The sequence below is a fragment of the Paraburkholderia sp. AV2 genome (genome assembly GCF_054968425.1).
Genome location: NZ_JBANLK010000005.1, coordinates 182,141 through 206,363, shown reverse-complemented (window position 1 = coordinate 206,363; position 24,223 = coordinate 182,141). Strand labels below are relative to the sequence as shown.

General features: G+C 66.0%; 21 protein-coding genes and 1 tRNA gene. 11 read left to right on the top strand and 11 right to left on the bottom strand.

Annotated features, from left to right (window positions below; all coding sequences use genetic code 11):
* Window positions 1-78: 78 nt before the first annotated feature.
* The 4 genes from mscL to mfd form a co-directional block, all read right to left on the bottom strand.
* Window positions 79-525: a large conductance mechanosensitive channel protein MscL gene (gene mscL / locus V8683_RS06235; RefSeq protein ID WP_411189346.1), complete on the bottom strand. Its 447-nt coding sequence runs from the start codon at window positions 523-525 to the stop codon at window positions 79-81.
* A 150-nt stretch (window positions 526-675) separates the two neighbouring features.
* Complete coding sequence (locus tag V8683_RS06230; protein WP_411189347.1) at window positions 676-1,686, bottom strand: threonine/serine dehydratase; 1,011 nt, start codon at window positions 1,684-1,686, stop codon at window positions 676-678.
* 26 nt (window positions 1,687-1,712) lie between these two features.
* Entirely contained in the window at window positions 1,713-2,954 is a 1,242-nt protein-coding gene (argE, locus tag V8683_RS06225) for an acetylornithine deacetylase (RefSeq protein ID WP_411189348.1), read from the bottom strand.
* 121 nt (window positions 2,955-3,075) lie between these two features.
* Window positions 3,076-6,549 carry a transcription-repair coupling factor gene (gene mfd, locus V8683_RS06220; protein WP_411189349.1) on the bottom strand — a complete coding sequence of 1,158 codons (3,474 nt, stop codon included), beginning with the start codon at window positions 6,547-6,549 and terminating at the stop codon, window positions 3,076-3,078.
* A gap of 185 nt (window positions 6,550-6,734) precedes the next feature.
* Between mfd and ispD the strand changes: the two genes are divergently transcribed.
* The 3 genes from ispD to V8683_RS06205 all read left to right on the top strand — a co-directional run bounded on the left by ispD (window position 6,735) and on the right by V8683_RS06205 (window position 9,318).
* On the top strand, window positions 6,735-7,457 hold the full coding sequence (gene ispD / locus V8683_RS06215) for a 2-C-methyl-D-erythritol 4-phosphate cytidylyltransferase (protein ID WP_411189350.1): 723 nt from the start codon (window positions 6,735-6,737) through the stop codon (window positions 7,455-7,457).
* A gap of 38 nt (window positions 7,458-7,495) precedes the next feature.
* Window positions 7,496-7,975: a 2-C-methyl-D-erythritol 2,4-cyclodiphosphate synthase gene (gene ispF / locus V8683_RS06210; protein WP_411189351.1), complete on the top strand. Its 480-nt coding sequence runs from the start codon at window positions 7,496-7,498 to the stop codon at window positions 7,973-7,975.
* A 194-nt stretch (window positions 7,976-8,169) separates the two neighbouring features.
* Window positions 8,170-9,318 carry an acyltransferase family protein gene (locus V8683_RS06205; RefSeq protein ID WP_411189352.1) on the top strand — a complete coding sequence of 383 codons (1,149 nt, stop codon included), beginning with the start codon at window positions 8,170-8,172 and terminating at the stop codon, window positions 9,316-9,318.
* A 6-nt stretch (window positions 9,319-9,324) separates the two neighbouring features.
* Here the strand turns inward: V8683_RS06205 and V8683_RS06200 are convergent, their stop codons facing one another.
* From V8683_RS06200 to ompR, 3 genes are read right to left on the bottom strand one after another with little or no spacing between them, the layout of a single operon-like run.
* Window positions 9,325-9,873: a peroxiredoxin gene (locus V8683_RS06200; RefSeq protein WP_027796424.1), complete on the bottom strand. Its 549-nt coding sequence runs from the start codon at window positions 9,871-9,873 to the stop codon at window positions 9,325-9,327.
* A 29-nt stretch (window positions 9,874-9,902) separates the two neighbouring features.
* Window positions 9,903-11,252, bottom strand: coding sequence for an ATP-binding protein (locus V8683_RS06195; protein WP_411189353.1), 1,350 nt, complete (start codon window positions 11,250-11,252; stop codon window positions 9,903-9,905).
* A gap of 43 nt (window positions 11,253-11,295) precedes the next feature.
* Complete coding sequence (gene ompR / locus V8683_RS06190; RefSeq protein ID WP_027796422.1) at window positions 11,296-12,030, bottom strand: osmolarity response regulator transcription factor OmpR; 735 nt, start codon at window positions 12,028-12,030, stop codon at window positions 11,296-11,298.
* A gap of 227 nt (window positions 12,031-12,257) precedes the next feature.
* On the opposite strand from ompR, the gene V8683_RS06185 reads away from it, so the two are divergent.
* The 3 genes from V8683_RS06185 (at window position 12,258) to V8683_RS06175 (ending at window position 15,648) form a co-directional block, all read left to right on the top strand.
* A complete protein-coding gene (locus V8683_RS06185; protein WP_411189354.1) occupies window positions 12,258-12,599 on the top strand; it encodes a hypothetical protein in 342 nt (113 codons plus the stop codon).
* Window positions 12,600-12,896: 297 nt separating this feature from the next.
* The gene (locus V8683_RS06180; RefSeq protein WP_411190531.1) at window positions 12,897-14,363 is read left to right on the top strand and encodes a DUF1800 domain-containing protein; all 1,467 of its coding nucleotides are present in this window, start codon (window positions 12,897-12,899) and stop codon (window positions 14,361-14,363) included.
* Between the two features lie 67 nt (window positions 14,364-14,430).
* Window positions 14,431-15,648, top strand: a complete 1,218-nt coding sequence (locus V8683_RS06175; RefSeq protein ID WP_411189355.1) for a DUF1501 domain-containing protein — start codon at window positions 14,431-14,433, stop codon at window positions 15,646-15,648.
* Window positions 15,649-15,713: 65 nt separating this feature from the next.
* Here V8683_RS06175 and V8683_RS06170 read toward each other — a convergent pair whose 3' ends face one another.
* Entirely contained in the window at window positions 15,714-16,538 is an 825-nt protein-coding gene (locus tag V8683_RS06170; protein ID WP_411189356.1) for a squalene/phytoene synthase family protein, read from the bottom strand.
* Window positions 16,539-16,840: 302 nt separating this feature from the next.
* Here V8683_RS06170 and V8683_RS06165 point away from each other — a divergent pair.
* Window positions 16,841-16,927 (top strand) — tRNA-Leu (locus V8683_RS06165).
* 108 nt (window positions 16,928-17,035) lie between these two features.
* On the opposite strand, the gene V8683_RS06160 is transcribed toward V8683_RS06165, so the two are convergent.
* Entirely contained in the window at window positions 17,036-17,401 is a 366-nt protein-coding gene (locus V8683_RS06160; RefSeq protein ID WP_411189357.1) for a hypothetical protein, read from the bottom strand.
* Between the two features lie 159 nt (window positions 17,402-17,560).
* Here V8683_RS06160 and V8683_RS06155 point away from each other — a divergent pair, with 159 nt between their 5' ends.
* Window positions 17,561-18,271, top strand: coding sequence for a helix-turn-helix transcriptional regulator (locus V8683_RS06155; RefSeq protein ID WP_462847823.1), 711 nt, complete (start codon window positions 17,561-17,563; stop codon window positions 18,269-18,271).
* A gap of 71 nt (window positions 18,272-18,342) precedes the next feature.
* Window positions 18,343-19,446: a DNA alkylation repair protein gene (locus tag V8683_RS06150; RefSeq protein WP_411189359.1), complete on the top strand. Its 1,104-nt coding sequence runs from the start codon at window positions 18,343-18,345 to the stop codon at window positions 19,444-19,446.
* A 104-nt stretch (window positions 19,447-19,550) separates the two neighbouring features.
* Here V8683_RS06150 and V8683_RS06145 read toward each other — a convergent pair whose 3' ends face one another.
* The gene (locus V8683_RS06145) at window positions 19,551-19,997 is read right to left on the bottom strand and encodes a MarR family winged helix-turn-helix transcriptional regulator (protein ID WP_411189360.1); all 447 of its coding nucleotides are present in this window, start codon (window positions 19,995-19,997) and stop codon (window positions 19,551-19,553) included.
* Between the two features lie 200 nt (window positions 19,998-20,197).
* A complete protein-coding gene (locus V8683_RS06140) occupies window positions 20,198-21,346 on the bottom strand; it encodes a glycerate kinase (RefSeq protein WP_411189361.1) in 1,149 nt (382 codons plus the stop codon).
* A 471-nt stretch (window positions 21,347-21,817) separates the two neighbouring features.
* On the opposite strand from V8683_RS06140, the gene tig reads away from it, so the two are divergent.
* Window positions 21,818-23,164: a trigger factor gene (gene tig / locus V8683_RS06135; RefSeq protein ID WP_411189362.1), complete on the top strand. Its 1,347-nt coding sequence runs from the start codon at window positions 21,818-21,820 to the stop codon at window positions 23,162-23,164.
* A 161-nt stretch (window positions 23,165-23,325) separates the two neighbouring features.
* Window positions 23,326-23,979, top strand: coding sequence for an ATP-dependent Clp endopeptidase proteolytic subunit ClpP (gene clpP, locus V8683_RS06130; protein WP_411189363.1), 654 nt, complete (start codon window positions 23,326-23,328; stop codon window positions 23,977-23,979).
* The last annotated feature ends 244 nt before the right edge of the window (window positions 23,980-24,223 follow it).

Genomic DNA, 24,223 nt, shown 5'->3' with positions numbered 1-24,223 from the left:
GCGCGGCGTTCACGCCTGTGCGGGCTCTTGTGCGGGCGTTTGCGTCGGTATTTGCGCGGACGGCCGCGCGGGCGTCGCTCAGCTCCGGTTGTTCTTCAGCTCGTCGCGGATTTCGCGCAACAGGAGCACGTCTTCGGGCGTGGGCGCCGGCTCTGCGGGCGCGGCCTCTTCCGGCTTGCGCAGGTTGTTGATGAACTTCACCATCAGGAAAATGATGAACGCGAGAATGATGAAGTTGATCAGCACCGTGATGAACGAGCCGTAGCCGAACACGGCCACGCCCGCCGTCTGCAGATCCTTGTACGAATCGGGGTTGCCCTTGAAGCTGGCAGGAATGTGCCCGAGCCGGATGAACTGGTTCGAGAAGTCGAGGCCGCCCGTGACGACGCCGATGACCGGCATGATCAGGTCTTTCACCACCGAGTTGACAATGGTGGAAAAGGCCCCGCCGATGATCACACCGACGGCGAGGTCCATTACATTGCCTTTTACGGCGAATTCCTTGAATTCCTTGATTATGCTCATGGGCGGGCTCTCCGAGGGAAGGGGCGGTTGACTGTGACTGAATGCCGCAATGATAGCGAACGCGTCCGCGATGCGGTAGCGATTTGACACTTTCTGACCCGCGGCCGATGTCGCTGCACCGCCGCTCAAGCCGCTCGAACCGGTCGAAACTTAAGAGGTGCGCGCGAGCTGGCCGGCGAGACTGGCCGGGTCGGTGTTGGTCCCACACAGCAGGACGCCGACGCGCCGGCCCTGCAAGGTGTCGCGCAGCGGCCCGATGAGGCCCGCGGTGGCCGCCGCGCAGGCAGGCTCCACGGCCAGCTTCAACTGGTCGAACAACAGGCGCATCGCGGCGCGCAGTTCGTCGTCCGAGACCGTGACGATGCGCTCGAGATGGCGGCGGCACAGTTCGTAGCTGTATTGCTCCGTGTGCGGGGCCATCAGCGAATCGGCGATCGAATGCATGTGGCTGATGCGCACCGTATGGTTCGCGGCAAAGCTGCGGCTCATCGCGTCGGCGGTTGCGGGCTCGACGCCGTACACGCGCACGCGCGGATTCGCGAGCCGCAGCGCCGTCGCGACGCCCGCGGCGAGGCCGCCGCCGCCAATCGGCAGGATCACGGCGTCGAGGTCGTTCGCCTGGGTGGCCCACTCGTAGCCGAGCGTCGCCGTGCCGAGCACCGTGCGATAGCCATTGAACGGATGCACGAAATAGCGGCCTTCCTCCGACTCGATACGCCTGACGATGTCGAAGGCTTCGCTGCTGTTGCCCGCCATGACGATCTCGGCGTGAAAGCGCCGGCATTGCGCGATGCGTGCCGCGCTCGCGGTGGCGAACAGCACGACCTTCGCGCTGATACCGAGCCGCATCGCCGCATACGATACGGCGATCGCATGATTGCCGCCCGAGACGCAGGTGACGCCGGCGCTGCGCTGTGCGGCATCGAGGGCGAGCAGATGCGTGAACGCGCCGCGCACCTTGAAGCTGCCGCTCGCCTGCAGCAGTTCGAACTTGAAGTTGACGAGCGTGTCTTCGAGCGAGGGCAGGTCGTTGCGGTCGAACACCGGTGTGCGCAGCACCCACGGCGCGAGCGCGAAATGCTGCGAGGCGATCCCGTCGAGCGTGGGGATGGGCTCGCCGTCGATCGTATGGTCGGTGGGAAGCGGCGTGCCGGTGGACATGGCGGTAGCGGGGCGTGGGTGCGTAATTATCGGGGTTGCGCTTCCAGCGACATGCCGTGGATCAGCTTGCGCAAAAAGCTTTCGCACGCACCCAGTTGCTCGAGCGCGACGAATTCGTTGGCCTTGTGGGCCTGCTCGATGTCGCCGGGGCCGCACACCACGCTCGGAATCCCCGCGCGCGCGAAGAGCCCCGCTTCGGTGCCGTAGGCCACCTTGCGCTGCGACCGGTCCGCCGTGAGGGTGCGCACGAGCTGCGTGATCGCCGCCTGTTCCGCGGCGTCGAGGCCCGGCGCCGCGGCGATCTTCGTGAACTCGATCGCGGCAGACGCGTGCTCGCGCTGCATCTTCGGCAGCAGCGTCTCGCGCGCGTAACGCTCGATGCGCGCGAAGATCGCGTCGGGATCGAGCGACGGCAGGTTGCGGAACTCGAACACGAAGCGGCACTCGGCCGGCACGGTGTTGATCGCGTTGCCGCCTTCGATCGTGCTCGTCTGCGAGGTCGTGAACGGCACGTCGTAGAGCTCGTCGAACGGACCCTTCGCGCGGAACTCGTCGGCCAGGTCGCGGATATGGCAGATGAGGCGCGCCGCGTATTCGATGGCATTGAGCCCGCGCGGCGTGAGCGACGAGTGCGCCGCGTGACCGCGCACGCAGCACTGGTACGCGTTGATGCCCTTGTGGGCGACGATGGGGCGCATGCCCGTCGGCTCGCCGACGATGCAGCCTTCGGGTTGCACGCCGCGCTTCACGAGTTCCTCGATCATGAAGGGCGCACCTGCGCAGCCCACTTCCTCGTCGAAGGAGAGCGCGAGATGGATCGGTTTCGCAAGCTGCGCGCGCTGCATCTCGGGCACGAGGGCAAGCGCCGCGCCGATGAAGCCTTTCATGTCGCAGGTGCCGCGGCCGTAGAGCAGGCCGTCGCGGACCTCGGGCTTGAAGGGATCGCTGTCCCACTTCTGGCCATCCACGGGCACGACGTCCGTGTGACCCGAGAGCACGATGCCGCCGTTCGTCGCGCCATCGTGCGCCGGCAGCGTCGCGAACAGGTTGGCCCAGCGGCCGCCGCGGCCGTAGGTGAGCGTCGACTCGATACCGCGTGCGCGCAGGTCGTCGCGGACTGTCTCGATCAGGCCGAGGTTCGGGTGGCGGCTGACCGTGTCCATCGACACGAGCCGGGTGACCCAGGGTAGCGAAACGGGGACAGCGGAGGCGGAAGAAGCGGCGGCGGGCGACTGCGAGGGTTGCGCTGATTCAGCGGCGACGGACATGAGGGGGCTCCAGCTTGCTAGTCGTAGCCATCTTACCCAAAAAGGATAAGTCAGGACAAAGATACCCGCATGGCGGGTATCTTTGTGCGACGCAGCAGAGGACGTGCCCGAGCAGGCCGGATCAGCGCGAGGCCGTGCGCGCCGGGGCGCCGAGCGCGCGCAGCGTTTCCTTGACCGTCGCCACGCGCACCGCCAGGTCCGGGCTGCGTGTTTCGATGCGCAGCTTGTCCTGTCCGGCGAGCTTGACGTGCTTGTGCTTCTGCACCATCTCGATGATGCGCATGGCGTCGACGGGCGGATTCGGCACGAACTGCAGTCCGATCACGGCTTCGCCCGCATCGATCTTCGTGATGCCGAGCGGCTTCGCGGCGAGGCGCAGCCGGTGCGTCTCGATCAGCGCATGCGCCTGCGGCGGCATCTTGCCGAAGCGGTCGATCAGCTCTTCCTGGATGCCGTCGATCGAATCGTCGTGCTCGCAGTTCGCGAGGCGTTTGTAGAGCGACAGGCGCTCCCGGACGTCGCCGCAGTAGTCCGCGGGCAGAATGGCCGGCGCGTGCAGATTGATCTCGGTCGTTGCGGCGAGCGGCGCGTTGAGATCCGGCTCGCGGCCTTCCTTGAGCGCTTTCACGGCGTCGGCGAGCATGTCCGTGTAGAGCTGGAAGCCGATTTCCTGGATTTCGCCCGACTGCTTGTCGCCGAGCACTTCGCCCGTACCGCGGATTTCGAGGTCGTGCATGGCGAGGTAGAAGCCCGAGCCCAGTTCCTCCATCTGCTGGATCGCTTCCAGACGGCGCTGCGCCTGCTTCGTGAGCCCCTGCGGATCGTGCACGAGCAGATAGGCGTAGGCCTGGTGATGCGAGCGCCCGACGCGGCCGCGCAGTTGATGCAGTTGTGCGAGGCCGAACTTGTCGGAGCGATGGATGAGGATCGTGTTTGCCGTCGGGACGTCGATGCCGGTCTCGATGATCGTGGTACAGAGCAGCACGTTGGCGCGCTGGGCCACGAAGTCGCGCATCACCGCTTCGAGCTCGCGCTCGTGCATCTGGCCATGCGCGACGGCGATGCGCGCCTCGGGCACGAGCGCTTCGAGCATCGCGCGGCGATTCTCGATCGTCTCGACTTCGTTGTGCAGGAAGTACACCTGGCCGCCGCGCTTGAGTTCGCGCAGCATGGCCTCGCGGATCACGCTGTCTTCCTCGCGGCGCACGAAGGTCTTGATCGCGAGGCGCTTCTGCGGCGCGGTCGCGATCACGGAGAAGTCGCGCAAGCCCTCCAGCGCCATGCCGAGCGTACGCGGAATGGGCGTCGCGGTGAGCGTGAGCACGTCCACCTCGGCGCGCAGCGACTTGAGCGCCTCCTTCTGGCGCACGCCGAAGCGGTGCTCCTCGTCGATGATCACGAGCCCGAGCCGCTTGAACTGCACGTCCGAAGAGAGCAGCTTGTGCGTGCCGATCACGATGTCGACGCTGCCGTCGTTGATCTGCTGGATTGCCGCGCTCACTTCCTTCGCGGACTTGAAGCGCGAGAGTTCGGCGATGCGCACGGGCCAGTCGGCGAAGCGGTCCGTGAAGGTCTGCGTGTGTTGCTCCGCGAGCAGCGTGGTGGGCGAAAGAATCGCCACCTGCTTGCCGCCCATCACGGCGATGAACGCCGCGCGCAGCGCCACTTCGGTCTTGCCGAAGCCCACGTCGCCGCACACGAGCCGGTCCATCGGCTTGCCGCTCGTCATGTCGCCGATCACGGCCGCGATGGCGGCGGCCTGGTCGGGCGTTTCCTCGAAGCCGAAGCTCTCCGCGAACTTCACGTAGTCGCGCGGTTCGAGCTGGAATGCGTGGCCCTCGCGCGCCGCGCGGCGCGCGTAGAGGTTGAGCAGTTCGGCAGCGGTGTCGCGAATCTGCTGCGCGGCCTTGCGGCGCGCCTTCTCCCACTGGCCGGAGCCCAGCGCGTGCAGCGGAGCGCTGTCCGGATCGGCGCCGCTGTAGCGCGAGATCACGTGAAGCTGCGAAACCGGCACGTAGAGCTTGCTGCCGCTCGCGTACTCGAGGTGCAGGAACTCGGTGTCGCCTTCGCCGAGGTCCATCGTCACGAGGCCGTGATAGCGGCCAATGCCGTGCTGGGTGTGGACGACCGGGTCGCCCACCTTGAGCTCCGAGAGGTCGCGCACCATCGAGTCGACGTTGCTCGCCTGCTCCTGGCGGCGGCGTCCCGCGCGGCGCGCGAGCGGGCCGTAGAGCTCCGTTTCGGTGAGGATGGCGAGCCCTTCGGCCGGCAGCGCGAAGCCGCTCGAAAGGGGGGCGACGCCCAGCACGAAACGTTCGTCGGAGGTCAGCCAGTCTTCGTAGCTGTCCACGGACGCGGGCCGCAGATGGTTGTCGGCGAACAGTTGCGCGATGGTTTCGCGGCGGCCCGCCGATTCCACCGCGAACAGCACGCGGTTTTGCGTCGTGCCCAGGTAGTCGCGCAGCGCCGCGAGCGGCTCGTCCACGTGGCGATCGATCGCGAGGTTCGGCAGCGCGTTCGCCCAGCCGCCTGCGCTGGCCGCCGGCAGCACGAGGCGTGCGAAGGGTTTGGCGAGCGTGAAGAAGTCGTCTTCGGCGAGGAAGAGGCGCTGCGGCTCCAGGATCGGCCGCTCGCGGTCGTGCGAGAGGAAGTTGTAGCGCTGCTTCGTGTCGTTGGAGAAACGGCGGATCGCGACGTCCAGATCGCCCGAGAACACCAGTTGCGCGTTGTCGGGCAGGTAGTGGAACAGCGTGGCGGTTTCTTCGAAGAAGAGCGGCAGGTAGTACTCGATACCCGCCGACGGCACGCCGCTGCCGATGTCCTTGTAGATCGTCGCGCGGCTCGGGTCGCCCTCGAATACCTCGCGCCAGCGGCTGCGGAATGCGGTGCGCGAGGCCTCGTCGAACGGGAATTCGCGGCCGGGCAGGAGGCGCACGTCCTTTACCGGGTAGAGGCTGCGCTGGCTGTCCGGGTCGAAGGCGCGGATCGAATCGACCTGGTCGTCGAACAGGTCGATGCGGTAGGGCAGCGGCGAACCCATCGGGAACAGGTCGATCAGCGAGCCGCGCACGCAGTATTCGCCCGGTCGCACGACCTGGCTCACGTGCTCGTAGCCGGCCAGCGTAAGCTGGGCCTTGAGCTTCGCTTCGTCGAGCCGCTCGCCCTGCGAGAACGAGAACGTGTAGGCCGCAAGGAACGAGGCGGGCGGCATGCGGTAGAGCGCCGTCGTGGCGGGCACGAGCAGGATGTCGCAGCGGCCTTCGCCGAGGTCGTGCAGCGTCGCGAGCCGTTCGGAAACGAGATCCTGGTGCGGCGAGAACGTGTCGTAGGGCAGCGTTTCCCAGTCCGGCAGCAGGCGCACGCGGGCCTCGGGTGCGAAATACGGGATTTCCTGCGCGAGCCGCTGCGCGTCCACGGCGCTCGCGCAGATCACGGCGACGAGCGGCGCGCTCGCGCGCGACGCCTCGCGGTAGCGGGCGATCAGGAGCGCGTCGGACGAGCCGTGCGTACCGTCGAACGCGAAGCGCTGCCCCGGCTTGACGACGGCGACGGGGGACGGAGACGGTGACTGCTGGGAAGCGGCGATATCGGACATAGGCTACAGGTTGGCCTGACTTGGCCTGGTTTGGGCCTGGTTTCGCTCCCGAACCCCCGTCTCCCAAACGGGGGACGGGTGGCGGGCGCGAGTCCAGCGGGTCCATGCGGTGGGCCGGGGCGCACCGGGCAAAGGACGTATTATAAAATCCGTCCTTTACTTTGACTCATGCGGCTAGCACCAACGTGACCCCACGCCTTTTCGCCCTGATCCCGTGCGCCGGAACCGGCAGCCGCTCGGGCTCGGCCATGCCCAAGCAATACCGGACCGTCGCCGGTCGCGACCTCCTGCACTACACCCTGGCCGCCTTCGACGCCTGCAGCGAATTCACCCAGACCCTCGTGGTGATCGCCCCCGACGACGCCCACTTCGACGCCCGCCGCTTCAGCGGCCTGCGCTTCGCCGTGCGCCGCTGCGGCGGCGCTTCGCGTCAGGCCTCGGTGTACAACGGTCTCGCCGGCCTCGCCGAATTCGGCGCGCGCGACGAGGACTGGGTGCTCGTCCACGACGCGGCGCGCCCCGGCATCACGCCCGCGCTGATCCGCTCGCTCGTGGAGGCGCTCAAGGAGGATCCCGTGGGCGGCATCATGGCGCTGCCGGTGGCGGACACGCTCAAGCGCGTAGCGCCGGGCGGCGGCGCGGCGCCCCTTGCACGTATTGGCCGCACCGAGGCGCGCGACGGTCTCTGGCAGGCCCAGACGCCGCAGATGTTCCGCATCGGCATGCTGCGCACCGCGATCGAGCGCGCGCAACAGGACGGCCACGATCTCACCGACGAAGCGAGCGCGATCGAATGGCTCGGCCATGCGCCGAGCCTCGTGCAGGGCAGCCTGCGCAATTTCAAGGTGACGTACCCCGAAGATTTCGCACTCGCCGAGGCCATTCTTGGCCGCCAGACGGCGAACTGAGCGCCGCGTACGCCATTTCACTACGGAAGACTTTCCTCATGGACATCAGAATCGGACAAGGCTATGACGTGCACGCCCTCGTGCCGGGCCGCCCGCTCGTGATCGGCGGCGTGACCGTGCCTTACGAGCGCGGACTGCTCGGCCACTCGGACGCCGACGTGCTGCTGCACGCGATCACCGACGCGCTGTTCGGCGCGGCGGCGCTGGGCGACATCGGCCGCCACTTTCCCGATACCGACAAGGAGTTCTACGGCGCCAACAGCCGCGTGCTGCTGCGCGAGTGCCTGCGCCGCGTGCAGGCGGCGGGCTTTGCGCTCGTCAACGTGGACAGCACCGTGATCGCGCAGGCGCCGAAGCTCGCGCCGCACATCGAGGCGATGCGGACGAATATCGCGGAGGATCTCGGGCTGCCGCTCGACCGGGTGAACGTGAAAGCCAAGACCAACGAAAAACTGGGCTACCTCGGCCGCGGCGAGGGGATCGAGGCGCAAGCCGCCGTGCTCCTGACACGCGCGTAAGCGGCGCACGGGCCTTGCGCCGTGCTGCCAGAGCGTCGGCGTGCGAGGCAGGCCGCGTTCCAGCCCGCAAAAACGGCCGACGAGGCTTATGCGATCGTCGGCCGTTTTTATTGTCGATTTATTTCCGCTTTTTTTGCACCGATACTGATCATTGGCGTAAAGCGGGGAGAGCGATGGCGGCGGACGAAAGGCGGGTGAAAGGTCTCGACGGTCTCCGGGCGCTGGCAGTGGTGATGGTGTTTCTTGCGCATAAAGCGCACGTCGACGCGGTGGACGTGGGGCAGTTGGGCGTGTGGCTGTTCTTCCTGATCAGCGGCTATCTGATCATTGGCGAATTGCATCGCAACCGCTTGCGGGTCGAGCAGCATACGGCGCGCAAGGATGCGGTGCTTTGCGTGTTTTTCGTCAAGCGCGCGCTGCGTATCTGGCCGGTTTATTACCTCTTGCTGATTGCGCTGGCGATCGCGCACGCAGGCTTTTATCAGCGTGACGTCGATCTGGGCCTCGCATGGCATTTCGCATTCCTCTCGAATTACTGGATCGGTGTCGTGCGCGACAGTTGGCCCGGTACGGTGTCCCATTTCTGGAGTCTCGCTGTCGAGCAGCAGTTCTATCTCGTCGCGCCGTTTGCGCTGCTCTTTACGCGTGCTTCGCGGCATCTCGCGCTCTGCACGGCGGTCATCGTCGCCGCTGCGCTGGCGCACTGCATGCTCTATCTGCATGAGGCGAGCGAACCGCTGATTTACGCGTTTTCGCCGTGGAATTTCGCGCTTATCGCGCTGGGGGGCGTAGTGGCCATCGTCGGGCGGCGCGTGTCGCCGCCGCGCGGCATGGCAGGCGCGATGTGGCTGGCAGCGGGCATCGGCGGGATTGCAGCTTGCGCGCTGGCGCGAGCGCATTGCGCGCAAGGCGTGGCGCCGGAAGCCTCCGTGCTCCCCGGCGTTTTCGACATTGGGCTCGCGCTGATGCTGGGCGCGGTGTTTCTCTGGATTGTGCGCCGCCCGGATTCGGTTCCCGTCGCCATTCTCGAACTCAGGCCGCTCGCCTGGCTAGGCACCATCAGCTACGGCTTCTATCTCTTCCACAACCTCGTGCCGTCGAAACTGGGCGAGGCCCCGGCACTCTATGCCCATCTCGGCCTGCCGCCGGTCGTGGAGGCGGCGCTGCCGCTCGCGGTGCAGTTCGCGTTGGCATTGTTGCTCGCGCATCTATCGTGGCAACTGCTCGAAAAGCGCGTGCTGGACTGGAAAGGGCCGTTGCAGGCGGCGATCCGGCAGCGCATGCCGTCCGGCGCCGACAGGGCCGCAGGGCGGTATTCCGGACCGGCAGCCAGCGACGGCTGACCGCTGTCAGAGCGTCGCGCCGCCGATCGCGCGCCCGCTCGGACACAGCGCGCCTGTCTGCAGCGCATCGAGAACGCGCAGCACCTCGTCGGGGCTGCGTCCGACGTCCAGATTGTCGACCGAGACATGCTGGATCGTGTTGTCGGGATCGACGATGAAGGTGGCGCGCAGCGCGACACCGGCCTCCTTGTCGCGCACGCCGAGCTGGTCGATCAGTTCGCCCTTCACGTCGCCGAACGAATAGTGGTTGAGGCGGTCGAGATCCTTGTTCTCGCGGCGCCATGCCAGCTTCACGTATTCGTTGTCGCAGCTGCCGCCGAGCAGCACGGCATCGCGGTTCTCGAACTCCTTTTGCAGGCGCGCGAAAGCGACGATTTCGGTCGGGCAGACCGTCGTGAAGTCCATCGGGTAGAAATAGATGACTTTCCACTTGGTCGAGAAGGTCTGCTCAGTGATTTCGACGAAGGCCGATTCGCCGTTCTCCTCGGGCTCGTTGAAGCCGGGCTTCGCGGCGTTGACGGTGAAGGCTTCGAGTTTGTCGCCCACGGTTTTCATGCGGCAGCTCCTGAGTAGGCAGAGTAGGGTTACACGCCCTTGGCGAGCGGAAACTCGATCGTCACTTCGAGCCCTGGGCCGGGCTGACGGTTGCGCAGGCGCAGCGCGCCGCGATAGCGGCCCACGAGCCGCTGCACGATCGCCATGCCGAGGCCCGTGCCGTTGGCCTGGGTGCGCGCGGTGTCGACGCGATAGAACGGCCGTGTGACGAGCGAGAGCTGGTCTTCGGGAATGCCGGGGCCTTCGTCGACGACCGAAAGCTCGACGCGCGAATGCGATACGCGCGTTTCGAGCATGATGTGCGGAATGCCGTCCGTCTCGCTCACGCCGTACTTGCGCGCGTTCTCGATCAGGTTGCCCACTACGCGCCGCATGTCGGTGTCGTCGGCCTCGATCATGGCCGACGGCGCGAGCCGTGTGATGAGCCGCACGCCGTCTTCGCTCGCCATGCGCGCGGCCATCTCGCCCGCGATCACGGAGAGATCGACGCGCTCGGGGCTGCGCTGCACGGGCCGCGCGTAATCGAGGAAGCGGCCGATGATCATGTCCATCTGCTCGATGTCGTCGATCATCGCGTCCTTGGTGGTCTGGTCGGACGGACTCATCTCCGTTTCGAGCCGCAGGCGTGCGAGCGGCGTGCGCAGATCGTGCGAGATGCCGGCCAGCATGAGCGCGCGGTCGGCCTCGAGCTGTTCGAGGTCGCGCACCATCTGGTTGAAGCTGCGGTTGGTTTCGGCGGCAACGCCCATGCCGCTTTCGGGCAGCGTGGCGGGCGATTGTCCGGAGCCCACCATGCGCGCCGACATCGCGAGCCGCGCGAACGGCCGGTTCACGAGACTCGTGATGAACGCCGCGCCGAACAATGACAGCGCGAGGGCGGACACGCCCCATCCGACCCACTGCAGGCCCGTGACGTTGTCGAGCTGATCGCGGTCGAGCGCGACCCAGTAGTCGTCGTCGTCGATCTTGAAGCTGATCCACACGCCCGGAATGTCGTTCACCGACTGGGCGATCACGGTATCGTCGCCAAGCCGCCCGCGGATGTCGTGCTCGATGAGGCGGTTGAGCGACTCGTCGGGCTGGAGCTTGTATTTGTCGGTGGTTTCGCGCGGATAGACGCGCACGCCCTCGTTGCTCTCCAGATCCTGCAGGAGCGCGCGGCGCAGATCGGGATCGGAATAGAGCAGGGCGGTACGCGTGAGCTTGACGATGGCGACGAGCTGCAGCGCCACGCGCTGCGCGCGCGGCTCCCGCTCGATCACGCGAAAGCTCTGGAACCACGCGGCGAGGCTGACCGCGATGAGAAGCGCGATCAACAGGAAGGTGCGCCAGAACAGGTCGCCGAACGCAAGCGTCAGCACACGCCGGTCAATCCGCATGAAACCTTCCTGTCGACAGAGGAATTGCAGACATCCAGCCGGATCAGGCCGCGCCGTCCGGAATGAACACGTAGCCGAGGCCCCAGACTGTCTGGATGAAACGCGGGCTACCCGGATCCGGCTCGATCAGCTTGCGCAGACGCGAAATCTGCACGTCGAGACTGCGGTCGAACACTTCGTATTCGCGGCCGCGCGCGAGCTCCATGAGTTTTTCGCGCGACAGGGGCTGGCGCGGATGACGCGCGAACACCTTGAGCACCGAGAATTCACCTGTAGTGAGCGGGATTTCCTGGCCCGCCTTCGTGAGCGTGCGTGTGGCGAGGTTCAGCGCGAACTCGCCGAATTCGAACACCTCGGTAGTTTCCGACGGCGCGCCGGGCAGCTCCGAAGGCGCCTGGCGGCGCAGCACCGCATGAATGCGCGCCACCAGTTCGCGCGGATTGAACGGCTTTGGGAGATAGTCGTCGGCGCCCATTTCGAGGCCGACGATGCGGTCCACGTCCTCGCCCTTCGCCGTCAGCATGATGATGGGCGTGCGGTCGTTGCTGCCGCGCAGGCGGCGGCAGATCGACAGGCCGTCTTCGCCGGGCAGCATGAGGTCCAGCACGAGCAGATCGAAACGCTCGCGCACCCACAGCTTGTTCATGGCGGGTGCGTTTTCGGCCACGTACACGTTGAAGCCTTGCTCGCCGAGATAGCGCCGCAGCAGATCGCGGAGGCGCGGGTCGTCGTCGACTACGAGAATTTTCGATGGGTTTTTGGTTTCCATGCGTGGCATCTTATCGCGATTGGATACAGGTGCGAGTTTGCACCAATTATCAGGTAACAGTCAGTTACAAAATTTACCGGTGACGTGCCACGACCGCAAGCACTGACAGATAGACTGCTTTACTGAATGCGGCCGTTCGGTAGATACTTCAACCGACTTTTACATCGCCACCCGCGTCGGGGCGGGTCCGTGTCTGTTTTCGAGGTAGCCGTTTGCCGCGTCACGAAGGGAAGAAAATGAAGGGAGGGGTCGGGCCGACAATGCGCCACACCGTGACTGCACTGGCGTTGGCCAGCGGCGTCGTGGTGGCATTGAACCCGGTCGCAGCCCATTCCCAGCCCTCGGCCGACCGCCTCGAAGTTCCCCGTCCGCCTTCGTACCCTCCCGGCAGCAAGCCGCCCCCCCGGCGCTTTCGCAGCGATTCTCCCGACACTACCGCTTCCGATCTCAGCATGCGTACGTCCGGCGTGCCGCCCGACCTCGATCAGCGCCGCCGCGACGGCCACATGACGCCCGAAGAGCGCCGCCTCCTGCGTCAGCACATCGAAGACGCCGTGCGCGAGCTGTACAAGCGCTGATGTCGCGGCGCGGCACAGCGCGGCCGTGCGCTGCCGTTGTGCAGGTCTGAAAAATTCCGTAGCAATTGCGTCGTCAACATCCGTACCGGATCGCTCGTTAAGCCGATACATTCAATCTGCGCGTGCCGAAGCACGAGTGCGCGCCTTCTTGTCCGAGGCGATATGGAACCGCTCAGGCCGATGAACCCGCCACGTTTCGCGGCGTCAGGCGCGTTGCTCGCGGCTGCGTTGCCGCTGCGCGCGGCGGCCGCCGAAGACGAGACGCCGGCGCCGCATTTGCGGCGGCCATTTGCCGCGATGCCGGGCGAAGACTTGCTGCTCGACCCGGACGACGCGCGCCATCTCTTGCTGCGTACCGGTTTCGCGCCGTCCGCGGCCGACGTCGCGCCGTACGTGGGCCTTTCGCGTGGCGACGCCGTCGACCGCGTGCTGGCGACCGGCCGGACCGTTGCGTTCACGCCGTTTCCCGACTGGACCGCCGCGGCTCCGCCAACGCGCGCGGAGCGCGCCGCATGGACGCCCGACCAGCGCCGCGAAGCGGACAAGCGGCGTGGCCAGCACTACGACCAGTTGCGGGCCTGGTGGCTGGGCGAGATGCTGGTCACGCCTTCGCCGCTCACCGAGCGCATGACGCTCTTCTGGCACAACCACTTCACGTCCGGCCAGGACAAGGTGTCCGAGCCGCAGTTGATGGCCTCGCAAAACGCGTTGCTGAGGCGCGAAGCGCTCGGGAGTTTCGCCGCGATGCTGCACGGCGTCGCGAAGGATCCCGCGATGCTGCTCTATCTCGACGGGGCGAGCAATCGCAAGGGCAAGCCCAATGAGAACTTCGCGCGCGAGGTGATGGAGCTGTTCACGCTCGGCGAAGGGCAGTACACGCAGCGCGACGTCTCGGAGGCGGCTCGCGCGTACACCGGCTGGGGCGTCGATCCGGATACCTGGCACTACGTGTGGCGGCCGGAGCAGCACGACGGCGGTGAAAAAACCGTACTGGGCCGCAGCGGCGCATTCGACGGTGACGCGGTGCTCGACATCCTGCTTGAAGAACCGCAGACGGCCCAGTTCGTCGCGGCCAAGCTTTGGCGCGAGTTCGTCTCGCCCGCTCCCGACGACGCCCAGCTCGACCTGGCCGCGCAACGGTTTCGCGCAAGCGGCTACGACATCGGCACGGGGCTGCGCGCGCTACTGCTCACGTCCGCTTTTTGGGACGAAGACAATCGCGGCACGCTGGTGAGCTCGCCCGTCGAATTCGTCGTGGGCACGATCCGGCGCTTCGACGTCTCTTACGGCGATGCGATGCCCTTCGCACGGACGACGGCATCGCTTGGCGAGAACCTGTTCTATCCGCCGAACGTGAAGGGCTGGCCGGGCGGCACGGCGTGGATCAACAGCTCGACGCTGCTCGCGCGCAAGCAGTTCGTCGAGCAGCTCTTTCGCGCGACCGAAACGGCGCAGCCGAAGAAGGCCGGCGCGGTGACGAAGACGGCTGCTTCGATGGTTCCGCCCAGGTTATCGCCGACGGGTTCCTCCATGGCTACCGGACCCGGTTCGGCACGCGTGGGGCCCGGTGGCATGCGTTTCGATCTCGATGGCTGGCTTGCACGTTTTCACGTGAGCGCCGACGACACGCCTGGTCTTTCCGAGCAACTGCAAATGCAGCATGCGGTGCTGCCGCTCGCGCCGGTCGACGCGCTCGCGGCGGGCAGCAACGCGGGCGCGTATCTCGAAGCACTGCTGATGGATCCGGTCTACCAGTTGAAATAGCAGACATGACAAGTCGGTTCGACGAACCGGACGGCGCGGGTCGCCGTGACGAGGAGCGAGGCGGAGCATGAAACGACGCGAGTTTCTGGCGGCGGCCGCGGCGGCGGGCACGTCGCTGTGGTTGCCGAACGCGGTGCGCGCGGAGGGCGGCGTGGCGCCCGGCGCCGCGGCCGCGGGCTACGACAATCTGCTGATCCTCATCGAGCTGAAGGGCGGCAACGACGGCTTGAACACCGTCGTGCCGTTCGCGGATCCGCTCTACTACAGCTATCGCGCGAACATAGGCGTGCGCCGCGAGCAGGCGGTCCAGCTCGACGAGCGCACGGCGCTGCATCCGGCGCTTGCGCCGTTGTTGCCGATGTGGCGCGCGCGGCAGCTCGCGATCGTGCAGGGCGTCACGTATCCGCAGCCCAACCTCTCGCATTTCCGCTCGATCGAAATCTGGGACACGGCGTCGCGCTCCGACCAATATCTGCGCGAAGGCTGGCTCACGCGCGCCTTCGCGAGTGCACCGGTGCCGAAGGGTTTCGTCGCCGACGGCCTCGTGCTCGGCAGCGCCGAGATGGGGCCCATGGCGAACGGCGCCCGCGCGATTGCGCTCGTCAATCCGGCGCAATTCGCGCGCGCCTCGAGGCTCGTTACGCCGGTGTCGTTGAAGGAGCGCAACCCCGCGCTCGCGCACATCCTCGATGTCGAGAACGACATCGTGCATGCCGCCGACCAGTTGCGTCCGCGGCCGGGGCAGTACGCGCTGAAGACGGCGTTCCCGCAGGGGGCGTTCGGCGCGTCGATCAAGACGGCGATGCAGGCGCTTGCCTCTAGCGACACGCCGCAGGGCGGACCGGTGCTTGGCAAGGGCGTGGCCGTGATCCGCCTCACGCTCAACGGCTTCGACACGCACGAGAACCAGCCGGGCCGGCACGCGGACTTGCTGCGTCAGTTCGCGACGGGCATGGTGGCGCTACGCGATGCGCTCGGTGAACTCGGCCGCTGGGACCGCACGATGATCGTCACGTATGCGGAATTCGGCCGGCGTGTGCGCGAGAACCAGAGCCACGGCACCGACCATGGCACGGCGTCCGCTCACTTCGTGGCGGGCGGCCGTGTGGCGGGTGGTCTCTATGGCGAGGCGCCGCAACTGGCGCGTCTGGACGGCAACGGCAATCTCCCGGTTGGCGTCGATTTCCGGCAGATCTATGCGACGGTGCTGGGACCGTGGTGGGGGCTCGATGCGCCGACCGTGCTGCAGGGCAACTTTCAGCCGCTGCCGCTCCTGCGGGCCTGAAGTGCCGCCCAAGGCGATGCACGCGCGATGCACGCGCGACGCGGGCCGTTGCGGGTATCCGGGGCTCAGGCGCGCCAGGCGATCCAGAGCTTGCGAATGGGCGTGAGGACAATCTGCTGATGCAGCACCTGAAACTGCTCGCGCTCCACCTCGGCGAGGAGGGCCAGTGAAAGCGCGGCCAGTGCGCGCAGGGTGCGCTGGCCGCGGCGTTCGTCGGCCGGAATGGCGGCGAGCGCCGTGTCGATGGCTTCGCGCGCGCGTGCTGTCTGGAACTGCATGAGTTCGGTGAAGTCGTCGCTGTAGCGGCGGTTGATGAGATCCGCGGCGGTGACGTTGTAGCGCTGCAGTTCGTCGATCGGCACGTAGATGCGGCCATGGCGCGCGTCGTTGCCGATCTCCGCCACGAACTGCGCAAGCACGAGCGCATGGCCGAGCGGTGCAGCCCATTGCCCGACCGCTTCCGGATGGCGTGCGCTCACGCGGGCAATCAGCGTAGCGAAGGTGCCGCCCACGCCCTCGATATAGCGTTTCAGATTCGGGAAGTCGAGATAGCGTGCCTGCTCGAAATCCATCTCGTAGCCGGCGAGCAGCGCCTGAAGTGCTGGGTACGCGGTCTTCACGTCCTGCTTCAGATGTGCTGCGAGCGCCTGGGTGACGGGGTGCGCCGCTTTGCCCTCGGTGAGCGCGGCAAGCTCCTTCTGCCACCACGCAAGCTTGGTGCGGCCGACGGTGGGATCGCTCGTTTCTCTCGCCGTTTCCTCGAGCTCGCGGCGCAGGGCGAAGAGGGCGGCGAGCAGAGGCTGGCGCGCGGCGCTCGCCTGGCGCAGCGCATAGTAGGTGCTCGATCCGGGCGGAGCCGCCTTTTGCAGGCAGTAGTCGTCGAAGTTCACGGCCGAAGTTCGCGGCAAACGAGGGGGTGGGGAAGTGCGCCAGCGCAGCCCGGAACGGGCGGTAGCCGTGGCCGCTGCGGCAGACGCGCGATTCTAGCACTGGGCCCGGAATTGCCGCACGCGCACATGCAGACAAGCGTCGGGCAATCGGTTAGAATCTCGCGCTCGCGCTTGACGGGCGCTCGCCGGCGGTATTGGTACGTGTTACGTATCGGCCTACGTCCTGCCCGGCGCCGATGGTTCGCAGAAAATTGACTCGCACGCGACTTCGCAGCGGTCCTGCCGGCCAGGCGAGAAGATTCGCGTGAGTGGCGAAATTGGTAGACGCACCAGGTTTAGGTCCTGACGCCCGCAAGGGTGTGCCGGTTCGAGTCCGGCCTCACGCACCATAAAAGAAAAGGCCGCGTTCGAAGGAACGTGGCCTTTTTTGCTTTCCCGACGGCCTTTCGCCAATTCTGGCCCCGATAATCCGGCCTTCGCGGGCGCACTATCGAAACTTACCGTTCGGGCTCGTTCCGCAGAATAATCAATTGCGTGATCTTTCTCGCCTCTAACGTGAAGTAGTAGCTGAGGATAAGGGGCGTGGGCAAATTCGATTTGTCGAAATTCCCATCGACTTTCGCGTGGATCACGACATTCGCATGATTCCGGAAGGCTTTTTCGACCTGCATTGTCACGTGGTCGCCAAAAATTTCCTTGTCGGCCCATGCCCGGATGGCGTCATGGCCGATGAATTCTCGCCGGACGTCATTGAGCCATGCATCGGCGGAAAATGTTGCAATGAACGCTGCCGGATCGGCGAGGTTGTGCGCGGCGATGTGAGCGGCAATGACGTCGGGAAGGGTGTGGGTGATGTCTTCCATGGGGTTCTCCAGAGAGGTCTGGCAACGATCGTAAGCGAAGGGAATGTCAGTTCCTGTCAGGACGGCATGCCTTGGCCTGCTCCGGTGTTGTGCTGCAGACGGCTTACAATCTCCGGAATGTGTTTGGGATCGAGATCCCTGTCGAACCGGGAGCGGCGGATGTCACGTTCTGGGCGCCTTCTGGGCCTGATGGAGATACTGCGCACGAGGCGGCGGCCCGTAACGGCCGCGCGACTCGCGGACGAGCTCGCGGTGTCAGAGCGGACGATCTATCGCGACGTGGCCGAGCTGGTCGCGCAGGGCGTGCCCATCGAAGGCGGCGCCGGCATCGGCTACCTGTTGAAACCCGGTCATGTCCTGCCGCCGCTGATGTTCGCGCGCGAGGAAATCGAGGCAATCATGCTGGGTCTGCGCTACGTCGACCAGCGCGGCGACGACGTGCTGAAAACCGCCGCCGCGAAGGCGCTGGCGAAGATCGCCGCCGTCTTGCCGCCGGAGGCGGGCGAGACACTCGACGTGCCGCTGGCGATGCCGGGGCCGCCCGCGCCATCCTTTCCCGGCAACCTGGTCGAGTTGGCGCGCCTGCGTGCCGCGATCCGGGCGCAGCGTCGTCTGGAAATCGTCTATGCCGATGCGGCCGGGCGTCGTTCGCAACGCGTGGTCTGGCCCGTGCAGATCGGTTTCATGGACAGCGCGCGAGTGCTTGCCGCATGGTGCGAACTCCGCGGAGCCTTTCGCACGTTCCGAACCGACCGGATCCTCGCAGCGACGGAAGGTGCACGCTATCCGGATAGTCGCGCCGAATTGATGCGCCGCTTGCACGAGCATCTTGCGCTTTCCATGGAGCCGCACGCTGCTGACAGGAACTGACAGCCGCTTCGGCGACACTCCCTGCTTCTCCGACTCACGGGCCCGCCGTGCGACCGGCTACCCGCCTTGCCATGACCACTCAAGCTGCTGTGCCGCTGAAGCAATCGATAGGAGAGCTACAGTTCCGCGCTCTGTCGACCCTGCTGAAATCGATCGAGCCTGCTTTCGACGCGCATGCTTTTCTCGCGACCGCACTCGACGACCTGGACTCGCTGTCCCTGATGGCACGCATACGCCGCGCCAGCCATGCCATTCATGCCGGGGCGCACGCGTTGCCGGACGGCTACGACGCGGTACTCGCGCTGCTGACGCAGGCCGCGCCCCGGCTCGACCGGGGATTCGTTGCGCTTGTCGCGCCCGACTTTGTCGGGCAGCACGGCCGGCATGCCTTCGATCGCTCGATGGACGCATTGAAATACTTCACCCGGTTCGGTTCGTCGGAATTCGCGGTGCGCGAATTCCTGCGCGATGACCTGCCTCGTGCGCTGGCGACCATGGAGATTTGGTCGCGCGATGCCGACGATGCCGTGCGACGGCTGGCCAGCGAAGGCAGCCGGCCGCGTCTGCCATGGTCGTTTCGACTTCGTGAACTGGATACCGACCCGGCGTTGACGAGGCGAATTCTCGATAACCTTCGCGCGGACCCCAGCCCGTACGTGCGCCGGTCGGTCGCGAACCATCTGAACGACGTGACGAAGGTTCATCCCGCGTGGGTGCTGGAGCAAGCTACCCGATGGGGTATCGAGGACCCGCCTACCCGATGGATCGTTTCCCACGCATTACGTACGCTGGTGAAGCGGGGCGACGCGCGGGCGCTAGCGATGCTGGGTGCGCAAAGCACGCCCGGCATCGCTGTCGGGCCGTTTTCCGTGACGCCGGAAACGGTCGTCCTCGGTGGCGCGATCACGCTTTCGTGCGAACTGCGCTCGACGGCAGACGCGGCGCAGCGGCTCGTGGTCGATTACCGCATTGCTTACGTCAAGCGGAGCGGCGTGACGAAAAAAGTGTTCAAGCTGAAGACCCTGACGCTGGCGCCAAGCCAGCGCATTACGCTTGGCCGTAGCCAGCCGATTCGCGATTTCACGACGCGCACGCATTATTCGGGCAGGCATGAGATCGAGCTGATCGTCAACGGCGGTGTCGTTGCGCAGACTTCTTTTGATCTGGTGCGATGACGCGTATGACCCCGGCGGCAGCGCGAGCGGGGCAAGCCGCTCGCGTCCTGCGATTCCTCCGATCTATCCGGCCATGGGCTCACGCAAGACGCGCGAGCGGATGCTCACAGTTCCGCGTGTGCCGCCTCGATCACCTTGTCGAGCGCGCGACGCAACGTTTCACGCTCCTTCTCGTCGAGGCACGCGAACAGGTCGGTATTCCATTTGCGGGCGATGGGCATGACCTTGCGGTAGAGTTCGCGCCCTTCCGGCGTGAGCGAGACGAGCACGAGGCGGCCGTCCTCCTCGCTCGTGTCGCGGCGCATGAGACCGCGACGCATCAGCGCCTCGGCGGCGCGGCTTGCCTGGCTCTTGTCGAGATTCGCGTGACGTGCGAGCTCCATCACCGAGAACGGGCCGAATGCGCCTACCGCCGCGATGAGGCGCGCCTCGGGCAGCGTGATCCCGAGTTTCGCCTGATAGCGTTCGCTGCTGCCCCGTTCGGACAGCTTGTTCAGGACATGGAGCCGATAGGTCAGAAACTGCTCGAGTCCGGCTTTGCTTGCCTTCATGGTCGTCCTGGTCGCGTGAGGATGGCGCGATCGTGTCGCGCGTGACGTGATTGTTGCCGCAACCGGCGCGCGGGTCAATTCGTAACGCATCGCGCGCACCACGAAAGAACGTGGCGCGCGCATCTTTTAATCGCTTAAATAGGAAAGCGAAGCGCTTGCCGTTTGCTCATCCGCTTCTTCGTCCGCTTCTTTGTCGCTAATCAGCGCGAACCGAAGGCGAGGCGTGTCAGTTGCTCGGCTTCGTTGGCGAGCAGCTTCGCGGCATCGCGGATCGCCGTATCGAGCGTGATGGGCCCGGGAGCGGGCGAGAAGCAGCCGCTGAAGTGCTCGGCGAGCCGTGGCAGCGCGGCCGGGTCGACGGCGCCCGACAGCAGCGTTGCGGGCACGTTCGCTGCGCGCGCATGACGGCAGGCGATGAAGGGCGCCTTGCCGTGCAGCGTTTGCACGTCCGAGCGGCCTTCGCCGGTGATGAGCCAGTTCGCGCCGCGCAGGGCATCGTCGAGGCCGATCTGGCGCGCCACGACCTCCGCGCCCGGTTCGAAGCTCGCGCCCAGCATGCGCAGCGCGAAGCCAAGCCCGCCCGCCGCGCCCGATCCGGATTCGTCGCGCACGCGCCGCCCGAGCGCCGCTTCGACGAGGTCGGCGAAACGCGCAAGCGCGGCGTCGATGGGCGCGACCTGTTCGGCCGTCACGCCCTTTTGCGGACCGAATACGGCCGTTGCGCCGTGCTCGCCGGTGAGCGGGTTGTCGACGTCGGACATGCCGACGAACGAGGTTTCGGCAAGACGCGCGTCGAGTCCCGAGACGTCCACGCGCGCAACGTGTGCGAGCGCATCGGGCGTGGCGGCGAGCGCCTCGCCGTTTGCATCGAAAAGCCGCATGCCGAGCCCCGCGAGCAGGCCGGCGCCGCCGTCGTTGGTACTGCTGCCGCCGAGCGCGACGTAGACGCGCCGCACCCCTTCGTCGAGCAGCGCGCGGATCGCTTCGCCCATGCCGACCGTGCTGCGGGCGGCCACGGGCACGCCCATGCCGACCGGGTCGGTGATGCCGACGATCTCGGCCGTTTCGATGATCGCACTGCCGTCGTGGAGGACGCCGGCAGCGGCCTGGCGCTCAGGCCCCGCGGCGCCGCGCACGGTCATGACGCGGCGCTCGCCGCCGACCGACAGCATGGCGTCGAGCGTGCCTTCGCCGCCGTCGGCCATCGGGCAGATGTGAATTTGCGCGTCCGGACGGGCGCGGCGGATGCCTTCGGCGATCGCGGCGGCGACCCCGTCCGCACTCAGCGAGCCTTTGAAAGAATCTGGAGCAATGACGACGACAGGAGCGTCGGATGACGGGTTGGGCATGATGTCTCTGCTGGCAAGGGTTGACGTGTCTCAAGCGTCGGCTGAGGCCGGTGGGGCATCCGGCTCGTCCGTAAGCTTAACAGCCTCACCGTGTCCGCTGGATACCCTGCCAGCGATAGCGTGGATCGGCGCCCGGCATGGCGCGGGGCGCGCTGCGCCGATCCTTCCGGAAATCGACGTTTTGGGCCGGTTTTGACGGGTTCGGACGTGCCTTTCCGGCATTCCGGGCAACCCCGAAGGGTAAATTCGTTTTATGGGGAAAATAGTTTGCTAAAATACTTGGCTCTTTTGACGGAACCGTGTCGAACGCTGCCTGAATGCTTCCCGTGAGCGGCGCAACGAGGTGTGACGCCGTTGGGACAGAAGCAGGGACAAAAGCAGCGCGCCTGGTCCGCTACCCCGACGGATGGCGGACCGCGGCACAGCAAAGATTACTGATTCGCTCGAACAAATTTTAGGACGATTGAAGCCATGGCTAACGTTGTAGAAAACCTCGGCAAGCTCGAACGCCGCGTGACGATTTCCCTGCCGAAGGATGCCGTGCAGAAAGAAGTGGACTCGCGCATCCGCCAACTTGCGAAGAACGTGCGCATGCCGGGTTTCCGCCCGGGCAAGGTGCCGCTCAAGATGGTCACCCAGCAGTACTCGGGCCAGGTGGAAGCCGAAGTGCTGAGCGACAAGGTCGGCAAGGAATTCTTCGACATCAGCCGCGCCGAGAACCTGCGCGTGGCCGGCCAGCCGAGCTTCGCGCCGAAGGCCGAGGCAGCCGAAAGCGACTACGCGTTCGATGCGACCTTCGAGGTCTATCCGGAAGTCAAGATTGGCGAAGTGGGCAGCGCCGAAATCGAGCGCACGACCACAACCATCACCGACGCGGAAATCGATCGCACGCTCGACATCCTGCGCAAGCAGCGCGTGCACTTCCACGCACGCGGCGAAGCGGGCGAGCACGGTGACGGCGGTGCCGACGCCGCAGCGAAGAGCGGCGACCGCGTGACGGTGGACTTCGTCGGCAAGATCGACGACGTCGCATTCCAGGGCGGCAGCGCCGAGGGCTTCGCGTTCGTGCTGGGCGAAGGCCGCATGCTGCCGGAATTCGAAACCGCGGCGACGGGCCTGAAGGTTGGCGAGTCGCGCGAGTTCGACCTCAAGTTCCCCGAGGACTATCACGGCAAGGACGTCGCCGGCAAGACCGCGAAGTTCACGATCACGATGCAGAAGGTCGAGTGGCCGCATCTGCCGGAAATCGACGCGGAATTCGCGAAGTCGCTCGGTATTGCCGACGGCGATCTCGTGAAGATGCGCGCCGAAATCAAGGACAACCTCGAACGTGAAGCGAAGCGCCGCACCCAGGCCATCGTGAAGAACCAGGTCATGGACGCGCTGCTGAAGATCGCCGATCTCGACGTGCCGAACGCGCTCGTCGCGCAGGACCAGGAGCGCCTCGTCGAAATGGCGCGCGCCGACCTCGCGCAGCGCGGCGTGCCCAACGCGAAGGACGCGCCGATCCCGGCCGAGATGTTCAAGGAGCAAGCCGAGCGCCGCGTGAAGCTGGGCCTCGTGCTGGCCGAGCTCGTGAAGGCGAACAGCCTCGAGGCGAAGCCGGAGCAGATCCGTGCCGAAGTCGACGAATTCGCGAAAAGCTACGAAGACCCGAAGGAAGTCGTGCGCTGGTATTATTCGAACCAGCAGCGCCTTGCCGAAATGGAAGCCTATGTCGTCGAATCGAACGTCGTGGACTTCGTGCTGGGCAAGGCGAAAGTGACGGACAAGCAAGTGAGCTTCGAGGAACTGGCAAGCGCAACGGCGCAGGCTTGAAGTTGCTGTGCTCCGGCGTGCCGGCTGTCGGGGCGACCGACGGCGAGCACGCCGTTTTTGTATCCGCGCAATTTAGCCACGCTGGCGGTGTGGTTGATTTTTGCAGGGTCCGTCGCCATTCGGGTTAATCAGAAGAACTTTTCCAGACAAGGATGCACCGCATGACCATTCGCGCTCAATCGCTGGATACGTTGACCTCCCATGCGTCGCGGGATCTTGAGCCGCAGGCGCTCGGGCTCGTGCCGATCGTCGTGGAAACGAGCGGCCGTGGCGAACGTTCCTACGATATCTACTCGCGTCTTCTGAAGGAGCGCGTGGTATTCCTGGTCGGCGAAGTGAACGACCAGACCGCGAACCTCGTCGTCGCCCAGTTGCTGTTCCTGGAAAGCGAGAACCCGGACAAGGACATCAGCCTGTACATCAACAGCCCGGGCGGTTCGGTTTCGGCCGGCATGGCGATCTACGACACGATGCAGTTCATCAAGCCGGACGTTTCGACCCTTTGTATGGGCCTCGCGGCCAGCATGGGCGCGTTCCTGCTGGCTTCGGGCTCGAAGGGCAAGCGTTTTGCGCTGCCGAACTCGCGCGTCATGATTCACCAGCCGCTCGGCGGCGCGCGCGGCCAGGCGTCGGACATCGAAATCCAGGCCCGCGAAATCCTGTACCTGAAGGAGCGCCTGAACCAGTTGCTCGCGCATCACACGGGCCAGCCGGTCGAGCGCATCGCGCGCGACACCGACCGCGACAACTTCATGTCCGGCGACGACGCGCAGGCGTACGGTCTCGTGGACCAGGTGCTGCACAAGCGCCCCTGATCCGGCCCGCGCAGTTTTACGCAGTTTTACGCAGTTTTACGCAGTTTTATTTAATCAGGCGCGCTGCCCGAGGCACGGGGCGAGGGTTCGGCCCTCATGGACCTCGTGCAAAAAGGGATTGGCGCCGCCGCGCGGACCGTGTGAAATAATCGGCATACGCGCTCGCAGCCTGCGGCCCGCACGCCGTCACAGCAAGCGGTTCGTGCGCCCCCCGCCCGGCGTGGCCGGGGGAAAAACGGCGTAT